The sequence below is a fragment of the Nocardia sp. CA-135398 genome (assembly GCF_050955845.1).
Taxonomy (GTDB): domain Bacteria; phylum Actinomycetota; class Actinomycetes; order Mycobacteriales; family Mycobacteriaceae; genus Nocardia.
The window spans coordinates 3,492,139-3,505,756 of sequence record NZ_CP192084.1 but is presented as its reverse complement, the minus strand read 5'-3'; the positions used below and the strand labels follow the sequence as shown (position 1 = coordinate 3,505,756).

Annotated in this window: 14 protein-coding genes; 9 read left to right on the top strand and 5 right to left on the bottom strand. The window is 66.6% G+C overall.

Annotation, left to right across the window (positions count from 1 at the left end; all coding sequences use genetic code 11):
• Positions 1 to 147: 147 nt before the first annotated feature.
• Both ACQP1T_RS15545 and ACQP1T_RS15540 read right to left on the bottom strand, forming a co-directional pair.
• Positions 148 to 1,167, bottom strand: a complete 1,020-nt coding sequence (locus ACQP1T_RS15545) for a zinc-dependent alcohol dehydrogenase (protein ID WP_433760967.1) — start codon at positions 1,165 to 1,167, stop codon at positions 148 to 150.
• Positions 1,168 to 1,198: 31 nt separating this feature from the next.
• Positions 1,199 to 1,843: a TetR/AcrR family transcriptional regulator gene (locus ACQP1T_RS15540; RefSeq protein ID WP_433760966.1), complete on the bottom strand. Its 645-nt coding sequence runs from the start codon at positions 1,841 to 1,843 to the stop codon at positions 1,199 to 1,201.
• Between the two features lie 68 nt (positions 1,844 to 1,911).
• On the opposite strand from ACQP1T_RS15540, the gene mptB reads away from it, so the two are divergent.
• The 5 genes from mptB to ACQP1T_RS15515 all read left to right on the top strand — a co-directional run bounded on the left by mptB (position 1,912) and on the right by ACQP1T_RS15515 (position 7,861).
• Positions 1,912 to 3,660: a polyprenol phosphomannose-dependent alpha 1,6 mannosyltransferase MptB gene (gene mptB / locus ACQP1T_RS15535; RefSeq protein WP_433762213.1), complete on the top strand. Its 1,749-nt coding sequence runs from the start codon at positions 1,912 to 1,914 to the stop codon at positions 3,658 to 3,660.
• A gap of 125 nt (positions 3,661 to 3,785) precedes the next feature.
• A complete protein-coding gene (locus ACQP1T_RS15530) occupies positions 3,786 to 4,721 on the top strand; it encodes an ABC transporter ATP-binding protein (RefSeq protein WP_433760965.1) in 936 nt (311 codons plus the stop codon).
• Entirely contained in the window at positions 4,718 to 5,509 is a 792-nt protein-coding gene (locus tag ACQP1T_RS15525) for an ABC transporter permease (RefSeq protein WP_433760963.1), read from the top strand. Before ACQP1T_RS15530 ends, ACQP1T_RS15525 begins: the two co-directional genes overlap by 4 nt.
• A 143-nt stretch (positions 5,510 to 5,652) precedes the next feature.
• On the top strand, positions 5,653 to 6,627 hold the full coding sequence (locus ACQP1T_RS15520; RefSeq protein WP_433760961.1) for a COX15/CtaA family protein: 975 nt from the start codon (positions 5,653 to 5,655) through the stop codon (positions 6,625 to 6,627).
• A gap of 322 nt (positions 6,628 to 6,949) precedes the next feature.
• Positions 6,950 to 7,861, top strand: coding sequence for a 2-hydroxyacid dehydrogenase (locus ACQP1T_RS15515; protein ID WP_433760960.1), 912 nt, complete (start codon positions 6,950 to 6,952; stop codon positions 7,859 to 7,861).
• A gap of 18 nt (positions 7,862 to 7,879) precedes the next feature.
• Here the strand turns inward: ACQP1T_RS15515 and ACQP1T_RS15510 are convergent, their stop codons facing one another.
• Entirely contained in the window at positions 7,880 to 8,716 is an 837-nt protein-coding gene (locus ACQP1T_RS15510; RefSeq protein WP_433760959.1) for a hypothetical protein, read from the bottom strand.
• A 190-nt stretch (positions 8,717 to 8,906) separates the two neighbouring features.
• Between ACQP1T_RS15510 and ACQP1T_RS15505 the strand changes: the two genes are divergently transcribed.
• Entirely contained in the window at positions 8,907 to 9,599 is a 693-nt protein-coding gene (locus ACQP1T_RS15505; RefSeq protein ID WP_433760957.1) for a type 1 glutamine amidotransferase domain-containing protein, read from the top strand.
• Between the two features lie 180 nt (positions 9,600 to 9,779).
• On the top strand, positions 9,780 to 10,457 hold the full coding sequence (locus tag ACQP1T_RS15500) for a respiratory nitrate reductase subunit gamma (RefSeq protein WP_433760954.1): 678 nt from the start codon (positions 9,780 to 9,782) through the stop codon (positions 10,455 to 10,457).
• A gap of 5 nt (positions 10,458 to 10,462) precedes the next feature.
• On the opposite strand, the gene ACQP1T_RS15495 is transcribed toward ACQP1T_RS15500, so the two are convergent.
• The gene (locus ACQP1T_RS15495; protein ID WP_433760953.1) at positions 10,463 to 10,810 is read right to left on the bottom strand and encodes a hypothetical protein; all 348 of its coding nucleotides are present in this window, start codon (positions 10,808 to 10,810) and stop codon (positions 10,463 to 10,465) included.
• Positions 10,811 to 10,871: 61 nt separating this feature from the next.
• Here ACQP1T_RS15495 and ACQP1T_RS15490 point away from each other — a divergent pair, with 61 nt between their 5' ends.
• A complete protein-coding gene (locus ACQP1T_RS15490; RefSeq protein WP_433760951.1) occupies positions 10,872 to 11,837 on the top strand; it encodes a quinone oxidoreductase family protein in 966 nt (321 codons plus the stop codon).
• A gap of 90 nt (positions 11,838 to 11,927) precedes the next feature.
• Here the strand turns inward: ACQP1T_RS15490 and ACQP1T_RS15485 are convergent, their stop codons facing one another.
• Entirely contained in the window at positions 11,928 to 12,530 is a 603-nt protein-coding gene (locus ACQP1T_RS15485) for a TetR/AcrR family transcriptional regulator (protein WP_433760949.1), read from the bottom strand.
• Between the two features lie 84 nt (positions 12,531 to 12,614).
• Between ACQP1T_RS15485 and ACQP1T_RS15480 the strand changes: the two genes are divergently transcribed.
• Positions 12,615 to 13,589 (top strand): zinc-binding dehydrogenase, encoded by a 975-nt coding sequence (locus tag ACQP1T_RS15480; RefSeq protein ID WP_433760947.1) that lies wholly within the window; start codon positions 12,615 to 12,617, stop codon positions 13,587 to 13,589.
• Positions 13,590 to 13,618 lie beyond the last annotated feature (29 nt).

Sequence of the window (13,618 nt, the reverse complement as noted above, 5' to 3'; positions counted from 1 at the left end):
ACCGGCCCGATGACCTGCACCGGAGCCTTTTCGGGCGGCGTTCGGATACAACACGTTCGCCACCTGCGGGTCTCGCGCGATCCCTGGGCCGCGCACCCGGCAGAATTGCGAATGCGATTTAGGCCACACATCGGTACCGAAATTCGATCAGCGCACCGCGACCAGCTTCATCGGGGTCGTGAGCAGCGCTTCGACCGCGTCATCCCAATCGGTGGTGACCGTGGTGACAAGCGACGGATCGAAACGACCGGCGGCCACCAGATCCAGTACGGCCGGGATAGCCGGACGCGCGTGCGCGCGGCCGGTATGGAAGGTGCAGCACCGCGAATACATCTGGAAGACAGGCAGCGCGACATCGGTCAACTGGACGCTCACGCTGGTGCACCAGCCGTCGAAGGCGGTCGCGCCGATGGCGGCGCGCAGCGCCTCGGCGCCACCGGCCGCCTCGACCGTGATCGGGAATCGACCGACGCGAGCGTCATGTTCGGCCTCGATCGCTTCCGCGCCGAGCTTGCGCGCGATTTCCAGCCGGGCCGGATCGGTGTCGAGGTAAACCGCACGCGCGGAGCCGAGCGCGACCGCGAGACCAGCCGCATAGAGACCGATGGACGGAGCCGCAGGGCCACCGATCACCAGGACTTCCGCCGCCGGATTGTCGGCCAATTGCGGTGCGACGGAACGGTATGCGTCCGGGATATTGTCGCTGGCGCTGGCCACGGCGACCGGGTCGACACCAGCCGGCAACCGCACGAGCATCGCGTCGGCATGCGGGATCAGCGCCAGCTCCGCCCACAACCCGCCCCAGTTCAGTCCGCCGAGCGCGCCGAGCCCGAAGGTGGACAGCGGCGGGTGACTCGCGCAGTTGCCGGTTCGCCCGCGCAGGCAGGGCCCGCAGCTGCCACAGGAGATCTGGAACGGCACGATCACGTGATCGCCGACCGCGACCGTGCGCACCTCCTCCCCGACCGCAACCACCTCGGCGACCCCTTCGTGCCCGAACGGATACGGGCCGGGCAGCGGGAAGGCCCCGCGCAGTACGGCCGGGTCGATATCGCAGGTGGCAAGAGCCACCGGACGGACAAGGGCCTGGTCCGCGCCGGTGAGCTCGGGTTCGCGGACTTCTTCCCAATGCAGTTCACCGGGTCCGGACAGCATCAATCGCTTCATTGTCCGAGTGTCGCTAGAACGTTCTTTCTAGTCAAGATGTTCCGGCCTGATCATCCTGTGCGCCAGCCACTTCCGGAACATTTTCGGCACCCGGCACATTCGAGATGCCTGCCTCGGCGAGTGTGAGTTCGATGAGACGCTCCATTGCCACCGCCACGGTGCGCAGCGGCGCGTCCGAACGACGGACCCGGGACAGGATCGTCGCGCCTTCGTATGCGGCGACCACCGCGGTCGACAGATCCCGCGCCTGCTCCGCGGCCAGCCCCACTTCGATGAGCAATTCGGTGAACGCGCGCTCCATCAAGTCGAAGGCGGCCACGCAGGCATTACGTACCGCCTCCACATCGCTACCGCCGTCCAGCGCGGGCGTGCCGACTGGACAGCCGTCGGTCCAATCCGAACCGGCCAGTTTTGCCGCCATGAACTCGAACATGGTCGTGGTCGTCGCGAAGACATCGGTCGGCGCCTGAGCGATCAACCGCCCCGACACCACACCGGTCCCGGTGATCGCCGCGACCGCGATCTCCTCCTTCCCGCCCGGAAAGTGGTGATAGATCGACCCGTACGGCAGACCGGCCGCCTCGCTCAACGACTTCAACCCGAATCCGTGATACCCGTGCCGCGCGAGCAACCCGGCCGCCGCCACCTCGATTCGCCGCCTCGACTCCGAAACCATGCCTCCGATTCTGCTCGGTTTCGCGGGCCACCGGATACGCCGGTGGTATCGGCTACGCTGGCCGCGTGATGTCAGGCGAACACGGCGAACCAGGTGTCGAACCCAGCCGGTCGACCACCTCGGGCACCCTGATTCGCCTGCGCCGGACCGCGCCGATCCGCACCGCCGTTTCGCTGGGGCGTCGGATCATCGGCCTGGATGTCGCACCCGACCACACCGTCGGCGACACCCTGCACATCAACGAACCCGAAGCCGCCGAACTCAACCCGCAGGAGACCACGCAACTGCGTCGCGTCCGGCTGTTGGGTGCGACCGGTTCGGTCATGATGGCCATCGGCGCGCTCGGCCTCGGCGCCCAACCCACGCTGCAGAATCCGACCTACGGCAAGGCGATTCTCGGGCTGCCCGCACGGGTGCACAATTCGGGGCTGGCGACGACCATGGTCGGCACGGTCATCGTGATGCTGGCCTGGCTGCTGCTCGGCCGATTCGCACTCGGCTTGCAGTCCAACCGCGTTCGCCGCATCAGCAGATCACAACTGGACCGCACACTGCTGTTGTGGATCATCCCGCTCTCGGTCGCCCCACCGATGTTCAGTCAGGATGTCTATTCCTATCTGGCCCAGGGTGAGATCGCGGCGAGTGGACTCGATCCGTACGACGTCGGCCCGGTACAAGGGCTCGGCCAGGACCACATTCTGACGCGCAGCGTCCCTAATATCTGGCAGAATTCGCCCGCTCCATACGGCCCACTCTCGATTTGGCTCGGGAAGGGCATCGCCGAAATCGTCGGCGACAATATGCTCGCCGGGGTGCTGCTGCACCGCATGCTGGCGCTGCTCGGCGTGGCCTGCATCGTGTGGGCATTGCCCCGACTGGCACAGCGGTGTCGAGTATCGCCCGTGGCCGCATTGTGGCTCGGCGCCGTGAACCCATTGGTGATATTCCACCTGGTATCCGGTGTGCACAATGAGGCCATGATGCTCGGCCTGATGCTGGTCGGGTTGGAGTATTGCCTGGCGGCGCTGAGCAATATCGGTCCGATGCGTGGGCACGCACTCGTGCTGCTTTTATCGGGAACCACCCTGATAGCGCTGTCCGCCATGGTCAAGATTCCATCGATGCTGGCACTGGCATTCGTGTGGATGGCTTTGAGTCGAAAATGGGGCGGCGATTGGCGAGCGGTGCTCAGAGCCGCGCTATTCCTCGGTGGTGTCACCGGCACCGTCATACTCGCGGTATGCCTGGGCAGCGGTCTCGGCTTCGGCTGGATAGACACTCTGACCATGGCCAATTCGGTGCGCAGCTGGATGTCGCTGCCCACCGCGCTCGGTGTCGCCACCGGATTCGGCGGCGTGCTGTTGGGATTGGGCGACCACACCACCGCACTGTTGAGCATCACCCGGCCGATCGCTGCGGCCGCGGCCTCCCTGGTCGTGGTGCGGCTCATGGTGGCCACCTGGCGGGGGCGACTGCATCCGGTCGGTGCACTCGGCGTCGCCTTCGGCGCTGTGGTCCTGCTGTTTCCAGTGGTGCAGCCCTGGTATCTGCTCTGGGGCATCGTCCCGCTGGCGGCATGGGCCAGCCGACCCGCCTTCCGAGTGCCCGCGACGATCGCGTCCGCGGCGATCAGCGTCATGCTCATGCCGTCGGGCAGCGAAATCCCGCCCTTCGTCCTTATATATGCGGCGTGCATCACCGTTCTCACTTGCACCCTGATGATCCTGGCCACCCGCAAGTCGCTGCCGTGGCGGCTGCACCAGCTCGGCGCCGACACGGCGCCCACCGCGGCCGGTCCGTCCGGACCACAGCGGTGACGAGGCAGGGGTGTCGTCCGGGTCACATCCGTCCACGGCTTACGGTGTGACACCGTGAGGGAGCGAAGCGAGCGAACAATGGGCACAGCACCCTTGGACGCGACGGAGCCGAGCACCGAGGCGCGATGGTGACCGCAGCCTCGGAACCCGCCGTCTGTATCGACGGCGTCGTCAAACGTTACGGGGAGACCACCGCCGTCGACGGGATCAGCTTCGCCGTCGAGCAGGCACAGGTGCTGGCCCTGCTCGGACCCAATGGTGCGGGAAAAACCACGACCGTCGAAATGTGCGAGGGGTTCAAAACCCCGGATGCCGGTTCGGTCCGCGTGCTCGGACTCGATCCGATCGCCGACTCGGACCGGTTGCGCCCGCGCATCGGCGTCATGCTGCAAGGCGGCGGCGCGTACCCGGGTGCGCGCGCGGGCGAGATGCTCGACCTGGTCGCCGCCTACTCCGCCGATCCGCTCGATCCCGAGTGGTTGCTGAAAACCCTTGGCTTGCAGGACAACCGGCGCACACCGTACCGACGGTTGTCCGGCGGTCAGCAGCAGCGGCTCGCCCTGGCCTGTGCGCTGGTCGGGAAGCCGGAGATCGTCTTCCTCGACGAACCGACCGCGGGCCTGGACGCGCAGGCCCGGCTCATCGTGTGGGAGCTGATCGACGCGCTGCGCCGCGACGGTGTCACGGTGCTGCTCACCACGCACATGATGGACGAGGCCGAACAACTGGCCGACCAGCTGGTCATCATCGATCACGGACGGATCGTCGCCTCTGGGACGCCCGCCGAGGTGACCGCACACGGCGCGGCCGGGCAGCTGCGCTTCACTGCCCCACCGAAACTCGATCTGCGGCTATTGAAAACCGCTCTGCCGGAGGGCTTCTCGCCGCGTGAGACGACGCCAGGACAGTATCTGGTCGAGGGTGAGATCGATCCGCAGGTGCTGGCGACGGTGACCGCGTGGTGTGCGCAGCAGAATGTGCTGGCGACCGATATCCGGATCGATCAGCGTCGCCTCGAGGACGTCTTCCTGGAACTCACCGGACGGGACCTACGCGGATGAATCAGCCAGAGCTCGCCGGGAACCGCTTCGCGCCAGGCACTTTCACTCCCGATCCGCGTCCGAGCGGCCGCCTCGCCATGATGACCGCACAGACCCGGCTCGAGCTGATCCTGTTGCTGCGCAACGGCGAACAGCTGCTGCTCACCATGTTCATTCCGATCACTCTGCTGGTCGGGCTCAGCCTGTTGCCGTTCGGGGACCTCGGTTCGGACCGGGTCGACAAAATCGTGCCCGCGGTCATGATGGTCGCGGTCATGTCGACCGCCTTTACCGGACAGGCCATCGCGGTCGGATTCGACCGGCGATACGGTGCGCTCAAGCGTCTCGGCGCTACCCCACTCCCGCGCTGGGGCATTGTGGCAGGCAAGAGCGCCGCCGTACTGATCGTGGTGGTGTTGCAGGCAATTCTGTTGGGGGCCATCGGATTCGCGCTCGGCTGGCGACCGGAACTCGCCGGGCTCGGGCTCGGTGCGCTGGTGATCGCGCTCGGCACAGCCACTTTCGCGGCCATGGGGCTGCTGCTCGGCGGCACGCTCAAGGCGGAGATCGTGCTCGCGCTGGCGAATATCCTCTGGTTCGTCATGCTCGGTATCGCGAGCATCGTTTTCGCATCCGACGATCTGCCCTCGGCGGTGAATGTGCTCGTGCGGTTGATTCCATCCGGAGCGCTGGCGGTCACGCTGGAAGACGCCATGCGCACCAGCATCGACTGGTTCGGCATCGCCGTGCTCGCCGCATGGGGCGGCATCTCCGGATTCCTCGCCACCCGCTTCTTCCGCTTCGACTGAGCTGCTCGAGATCAGCTGGAAGTGGTAGCGGGGGGCTTCTCGACCGATGCCGCCATAGTGTCCACCTGATCTCGAGCGGCGGCAACGACGGGATGTAGTAGACCGGATGTGGGTCGTCGGAGGGGCCCCGCTACGATCGTTGGGTGCTGTATCGCGCATTCCTGCGGCTCGTCGATCTGCTCCCGCTGCCCTCGTTGCGGGTGCAGCGACTGATCGCCGTCGCGGTCATCGTCTCCCAGGCGGGCATCGCCATCACCGGTGCGATCGTGCGGGTCACGGCCTCCGGACTCGGGTGCCCGACGTGGCCGCAGTGCTTCCCGGGCAGCTTCACTCCGACCGGAGTGGCCGAGGTACCGGTGCTGCATCAGACCGTCGAGTTCAGCAATCGCATGCTGACCTTCGCGGTGACACTGTGCGCGGCGCTCATCGTGCTCGCCGTCACCCGCGCCCGCCGCCGTCGCGAGGTGCTGGTGTATGCGTGGCTGATGCCGGGCGGCACGGTGCTGCAGGCGATCATCGGCGGCATCACCGTGCGCACCGGTCTGCTCTGGTGGACGGTCTCGGTGCATCTGCTCGCGTCGATGCTGATGGTGTGGGTCGCGGTGGTCATGTTCGCGAAGGTCGGCGAACCCGATGACGGGATCGAAGCGATCCAGGCGCCCGCGCCGCTGCGCTGGCTGACCGGGCTGAGCGGTGTCGCGCTGGCCGGTGTCCTCATCGCGGGCACGCTGGTCACCGGCGCCGGACCGCACGCGGGCGACAAGAGCATCGAACGACCGGTCGAACGCCTCCAGGTCGAGATCGTCACCCTGGTCCACCTGCACTCACAACTGTTGGTCGGCTATCTCGCACTGCTCATCGGCTTGGCCTTCGGCCTCTTCGCCGTCGGCATCACCCCCGCCGTTCGCACCCGCCTCTTCGTCCTGCTCGGCTTGGTCTGCGCCCAGTCCCTGGTCGGCGTAGTCCAGTACTTCACCGACGTCCCCGCCGCCCTGGTCGCCACCCACGTAGGCGGCGCCGCAGCCTGCACCGCCGCCACCGCCGCCCTCTGGGCCTCCCTCCGCACCCGCGAACACGTCTCGGCCCCGATCCCCAGCTCCACCGAACAGTTGACATAGCCCGCCCGGCCCGCCGTTCCCATGGCACCATCGGCGTCGAGTACCGAAGCGCCACAACCATTCCCGGATATCGAGCCGGATCAGCGCGGACGCCTCGCACTACTTCGACAATGCCGCCTGGCTCGATGGTCTTGTTGCGCGCGGCAATTGACGCAGGCCCGGCCGAGTGCCGGGCTGCGGGGTCATCGCAGATTCCGGGCAAACCGGCAGCCCGGCCGTGCGCGGCGCGATACTCGGGGCGTTGGCTCATTTCGCCAGCGGCGTCGGTGAATGATCCGATGATGGGATGCAGTTCGGTGGGGGCGCGGCTAATCTGGCAGGCATGCCGCTGACTGTGCTTGTACCTGATGATTATGGGGTCGAGGTATTGGCTCGGCTCGATGGGATACGGCCGGTTCGGTATACGCCCGGCGAGGCGCTGCCCGCGGCGGCGGAGTTGGCGGAGGTGTTGGTTCCGGCGTTTCTGGGTCGGCCCGAGTCGATCGATCTGGCCGGGCTGCCGAAGTTGCGGTTGGTGCAGATGCTGACGGCGGGCGCCGAACGGTGGATCGGTCAGCTGCCGGATGGGGTGCTGCTGTCGAATGCGCGGGGTGCGCATGGTGGCAGTTCCGCGGAGTGGGTGGTCGCGGCGCTGCTCACGATCTATCGCGAGCTGACGGAGTTCGCCGATTTGCGGCGCGAGCATTGCTGGTATCAACATCGGACGGATACGTTGGCGAGTAAACGGATCCTCGGCATCGGCGCGGGTGATCTCGCTATCGAATTGCGCCGCAGAGTCGAAGCTTTCGACGCGACGCTGACGCTGGTCGGCACGACCGCACGTGACGGTGTGCACGGCGTCGACGAATTACCGTGGCTGCTCGGCGAATTCGATGTCGTGGTGCTGATGGTTCCGGTGACCGATCAGACCATCGGCATGGTCGATGCCGAATTCCTGGCGAAGATGGCCGACGGCGCGGTGCTGATGAATGTCGCGCGCGGGCCGATCGTGCGGACCGAAGCGCTACTGGCCGAACTGGTTTCGGGGCGATTACGCGCGGCCCTTGATGTCACCGACCCCGAGCCCCTACCGCCCGACCATCCACTCTGGACGGCGCCGGGCCTGCTGCTGACCCCGCATGTCGCGGGCAGCAGCCGCGGCAGTCTCGAACGCGCCTATGCCGTCGTCGCGACGGAGGTCGTCCGATTCGCTGCCGGTGAGTTGCCGAAAAACATTGTGCGCGGGGATTATTGACACGCATCAACGACCCGGCTATGCGAACCGTGGCCGAGTGACCCGCGCGAGCGTTCGAATCAACGCATCCGACGCCAGCTGCCCGCGTTCGAGCCGCAGCCCCGCGTAGCACGGATCACCGTTCTCGACGAGCCCGACGATCATCGGCTCTTCCAATTGCTCCGCCGCGAAGGCATATATCTGCTCCAATTTCGGCACGATCAGACCGTAATCGAGCGTCCGTGCCACGCGTCCCTCCAGCGCGAGCACGGCACCGACGGACATATTCGCCAGCGGATACACCTCGGGAAAGACGTTGCGCAGGTCGAGAAACAGCCGAACCGAGCTGCGGCGCGGATCTGCCGACCAGCCGCCGAGTGCCCCGAGCCGGCCGAGCGCGAGCGTCGGCCGCGCCACCAGCACGTGGGTGAACAGCACCCGCATCAGCGTCACATTGATCATCAACCGTTCGGCGGGCAACTCGGCCGCGGCCAGCTCCTGATGTTCCAGATAACCTGCGACGATGCTGCGATTGTGCGCCCGATACCACGCCGCGGGCGAAGCGGCGGTAAGGAATTCGAGCCACAGCCGGGCACCGGGTGTCGACGCATCGCGCGTACCGGCACGGTGCAGCAGCGCCGCCTCCAGTTTGTCGTGTAGTAGGCGGTCGTTGATGGCCCGCCACCACGGGCTGCCGGTATCGGCGTGCAGCACGCCGCGGGCGAGTTCCCACTGCAGAAAGGCGATTTCGGCCCGACGGTAGGCGCGGAGCTCCGGTGGATAGAAGCTCTCGGCGAGCGCGACACGCTGCTGCGCGTCGGCATGCGCGGCACCGACCCGCCGAGCCGCCAGCTCACTCGCTTTATCCGCGTTCATCGTTCCCTACTTTACGATCTGGATGCCGTCCAGACCTGGAACCGGAGACCCATCAATATTCTGATGTCTCTTATTGGCGATCCTATTGGTGCTTCGATGAACGGATGCCTAACGTCGACATCGCGACGGACTGACACTCTGGATGCGGCACGTCAGCACGTCGCCCCATTCCCCGATCAGGAGGCACACGATGTCGAAGGTTCTTTTCGTCATGACCGGCGTCGACTACTGGACGCTCGCCGATGGCACCAAACACCCGACCGGCTACTGGGCCGAAGAACTGGTGGCACCGTATAAGGCCATCAAGGCGGCGGGTCACGAGATCGTGGTCGCCACTCCCGGCGGTGTCGTACCGACCGTCGACCAGGGCAGTCTCGCGGCCGAGGTCAACGGCGGCGCGGACGGTGCCGCGCAGATCGCCCGAACCCTGGCCGACGCGGCGGAATTGCGCAGCCCGCTCCGGCTCGAGGATGTCGACCTGGCCGACTACGACGCCGTCTACTACCCGGGCGGACACGGCCCGATGGAAGATCTGTCGGTGAATACCGACTCCGCTATACTGCTCAATGCCGCGCTGGCCTCGGGCAAACCACTCGGCGTCGTCTGCCACGCGCCCGCCGCGCTGCTCGCGACCGCCATCGACGGCGATTCCCCGTTCGTCGGCTACCGGGTCACCGGATTCACCAATGCCGAAGAGACACAAGCCGGATTCGCGGATAAGGCCAAGTGGCTGCTGCAGGATCGGCTGGTCGAGCTCGGCGTCGATTTCCGCGAGGGCGAGCCGTGGGCCCCACATATCGAGGTCGATCGCAATCTCTACACCGGACAGAACCCCGCATCGTCGGCACCACTCGCCGCGGAGATTGTCAAAGCGCTGAGCTGATCCCGATGGCCGGCGACCGGATCACCGACCGCACCGATCTCCTCCGCCGCGCCATCGTCGCCCTGTCGGACCGCGAGTCCCGAAGTACCCCTCGGTAAGGGCCGTTGGTCCCTTGTTCGACATTCGATGTCTCTGCGAACGTGATACGTCCGATCGTCGGCAAGGGGAAGCGAACTCGCCGTGACATCGCTGTTGTGGATTGCGCTGCCCTACTGCGCGTTCGGGTCGTTCGTGCTCGGTCATGTGTGGCGCTACCGGCGCGACGGTTTCCGCAGCTATTCCCGCTCTCCGGAGATGGACCGCAGCCAGCGGTTCGGATCGAGGGCATTCCGGTTCGGCGTCTGCCTCATAGTCCTCACCCGCCTGATCAAGGTGATCACCGCCGAACCGCACGCCCGTCCCGCCGGTGCGCTGCACGTGGTCACCACGATCGTGCAGATCGGTGGTGTCGCCGCGGCCACCGTCGGGGCGGTGTTGCTGTTCCTACCGGATCTGATCGCGGGTCCGTCGCGTCCGGTGATCACTCCGTTCGACCGCATCACCTTCCCCGCGTTGACCGCCGCGCTGCTGTCCGGGGTGATCATCGAATACGACCCGACCACGGTGGCACGCGAATATCGAACCGGCGAAACGCTTTTCGCCTGGTTCCGCTCGCTGTGCACTATCGATCCGTATCCCGAGGCCATGCAGCATGCCCCGCTCATCTACCAGGCGCGCGGCATGATCCTGCTGCTGATCCTCGGCATCTGGCCCTTCACCCGGCTCGCGGGCATCTTCGCGGGCCCGGTACTGCGGCTGGTCCTGCGCGTCGTCCCACCTGAGACTCGCGAATCGGACAGCGCGACCACGCGAGCCTGAACGGCTCAGTTCTCGTTGCGCGCCTTGGGAAAACGGGTCTGCCGGGCAACCCAACCGGCCATCTTGGCCCAGTGTCCCTTGCGCGGGGTGACCACCGAAATCAGCTCGCGGTCCCATTCATCGGCCTCGGTGAGACCGTCGACGGTTTCGACCAACTCCTTCGCGGTCGCCAGATCATCGACCACGCGGTCACCGAGGACACCGTCGGAGCCGATCAGGGTGACGCGCACACCCGCGCGGCCGATCGGCTGCAGCACGGCGGTGGCGGAGCCGCCGTGCTCGGCGACGAATCCCTTGACCGAATCCACCAGGGAACCCGACAGCTTTACTGGGGCGGCGGCTTCAACACTCATGGCGGCTAGTTTACTGACCGGTACGTTCGGGTCCAGCCCGCGTGGGTGTAGAACGGATCTCATGCGCGCTATTCAGGTTTCCGAGCACGGCGGTCCCGAAGTCCTGAACTACGTCGAGGTGCCGGATCCGCGGATCGGTCCGGATCAGCTGCTGGTCGACACCGAGGCGATCGGCATCAACTTCATCGACACCTATATCCGTTCCGGCAGCTACCCGCAGGCGGTCCCCTACGTTCCCGGCGCCGAGGGCACCGGCGTGGTGGCCGAGGTCGGCCCGAATGTGACCGAATTCGCCGTCGGCGACCGGGTCGCCTGGGCGGCCGCGTCCGGCAGCTATGCCCAGCGGGTCGCCGTACCGGCGGCGGTCGCGGTCAAGGTGCCCGATGGTGTCGACGCACCGGTCGCCGCCTCGGCACTGCTGCAGGGTATGACCGCGCACTACCTGATCGAATCGATCTACAAGCCCGAACCCGGCGAGACCGTGCTGGTGCACGCGGGCGCGGGCGGCGTCGGCCTTTTGCTCACCCAGCTCGCCGTCGCACGTGGTGTCCGCGTGATCACCACTGTCTCCTCGGACGCGAAGGAGAAACTGTCCCGCGAGGCGGGCGCGAGTGAGGTACTGCGCTACACCGATGATCTCGCCGAGCAGGTTCGCGCACTCACCGAGGGCGTCGGCGTCGCCGCCGTCTACGACGGTGTCGGCGCGGCCACCTTCGAGGCCAGTCTCGCCTCGTTGCGGGTACGCGGCGTGTTGGCCCTCTTCGGCGCGGCCAGCGGCCCGGTGCCGCCCTTCGATCTGCAGCGCCTCAACCCGGCGGGCTCGCTCTTCGTCACCCGCCCCACGCTGGTGCACTACACCCGCGACCGCGCCGAATTGCTCTGGCGCGCAACCGATATCCTCGACGCGATTGCCGACGGCACCCTGGACGTTCGGGTCGGCGCCACATATCCGCTGGCCGAAGCCGAGCAGGCGCACCGCGATCTGGAGGGCCGCAAGACAACCGGCTCTATCGTCCTACTGCCGTAGCCCTACGCCGACGGCCGTGCACCGGCACGGCCGTTGGCACACGGAATCCCTTGCCCGGCAGCCTGATTCGCTCGACAGATCTCTGCCGGGTCAGTAGTCCCGTCCGGTCAGGCCGCGGTAAATGAACCGCGTCAATCCCTCGATCGCCTGCTCATCGGTCAGCGCGACAGTGCCGTCCTCGACCAGCGCCAACATCCCCTGGGCGACCTGGAACATCATCGCCAGACTGGCATCTATGCTGCTCGGCAGCCGTAATCCCTGGTCGGCCAGGCCATCCAGATGATCGGCGATATCGGCGCGCTGTTCGACCCCGAACTGTCCGAGCACGCGCGCGAAATCGTCGCTGACGATCGCCGCCTGCGTCATGGCGCGCAGCACCGGCGCATGTTCCCGTGAAAAGGTCCAATATCCGGCGACGTGATACCGCACCGCCTCCGGATCACTGAAATCGGAGTTGTGTTCGGGCTGCTCCGCACGCTCGTCCCCGGCGCTCGCCAGATCGTTCAGCAGCGCCTGGAGCAGCTCCTCCTTGCTGGCGAAGTGGTTGTAGAACGACCCGGCCGCGCGCCCCGCGGCCGCGGTGATGTCGGTGATCTTGGTGTTCAAGTAGCCACGTTCGGCGAACACCCGCCGCGCCGCATCCTTGAGTGCCTGTTCGGTCTCTGCGGACTTCTCCCGGCGACTCGACGTCACGCGCACCACCTCCTTGACAGGAAAACCTACCAACTCCATACTGAATTCAGATTCAGTGAATTTCAATTCAGATTGGTGGAGATCATGAAAGCGGCAGTCCTGCACAGCGCACGTGAGGTTCCCGTATACAGCGACTTCGACGACCCTCAGGTGACCGAAGGCCGGGAGTTGGTCGAACTGGTGGCGGCGGGCATCCATCCGATCGTTCGAGCATTGGCCGCCGGTACGCACTACGGCAGCACCGACGCCTATCCCCTGATCCCGGGCATCGACGCGGTGGCACGCACGACCGACGGCGCACTCGTCTACACCGGTTTCCCGCAGGCCCCCTACGGCACGCTGGCCGAACGGATGGCGGTACCCGCTCGGATGCGGATTCCGCTCCCGACCGGCGTCGATCCCGCGCGGATCGCCGGTGGTCTCAACCCCGGGTTGTCCTCGTGGCTGGCCCTGCGCGAACGCCGCGCCGCGCTGACCGACCAGAAGCTCGGCACCGTGCTGATCCTCGGCGCCACCGGGGCCGCAGGCCTGCTGGCCGTGCAGAACGCCTTTATACTCGGCGCGGACCGGGTGATCGCCGCCGGACGCAATCCGTCGGCACTCGAGCGGGCGGCGGGATACGGTGCGATCACGGTCTCACTCCAGGACGACAAGGCAGCGACCGCTTCGGCGCTGGCCGAGGTGATCGGTGCCGAGGCGCCGAGTCTGGTGCTCGACTATGTGTGGGGCGCACCGGCCGAGGCCGCCTTCGCAGCGCTCGGACGCCACGGCCTGACCGAGGACGACGCGGATATCGCATACATCCAGATCGGCTCGATGGCAGGCGGCGAGGCAGCAGTCCCGGCGGCGTTGTTGCGCAGCCGTCGCATCACGATCTCCGGCAGCGGAGCCGGATCCGCGTCGATGCAGTCGATCCTGGCCGCCATCCCGGAATACATGGGATTGATCGCCGACGGCCGACTGGGCACCTCGGTACAGGAATTCCCGCTCTCGAAGATCGAAGAGGCATGGGCCGCAGCGCAATTCGGTGCCACCCGGGTGGTCGTCGTCCCGGATTGACCAATCGACACCGGAACCGCCGACCCAAT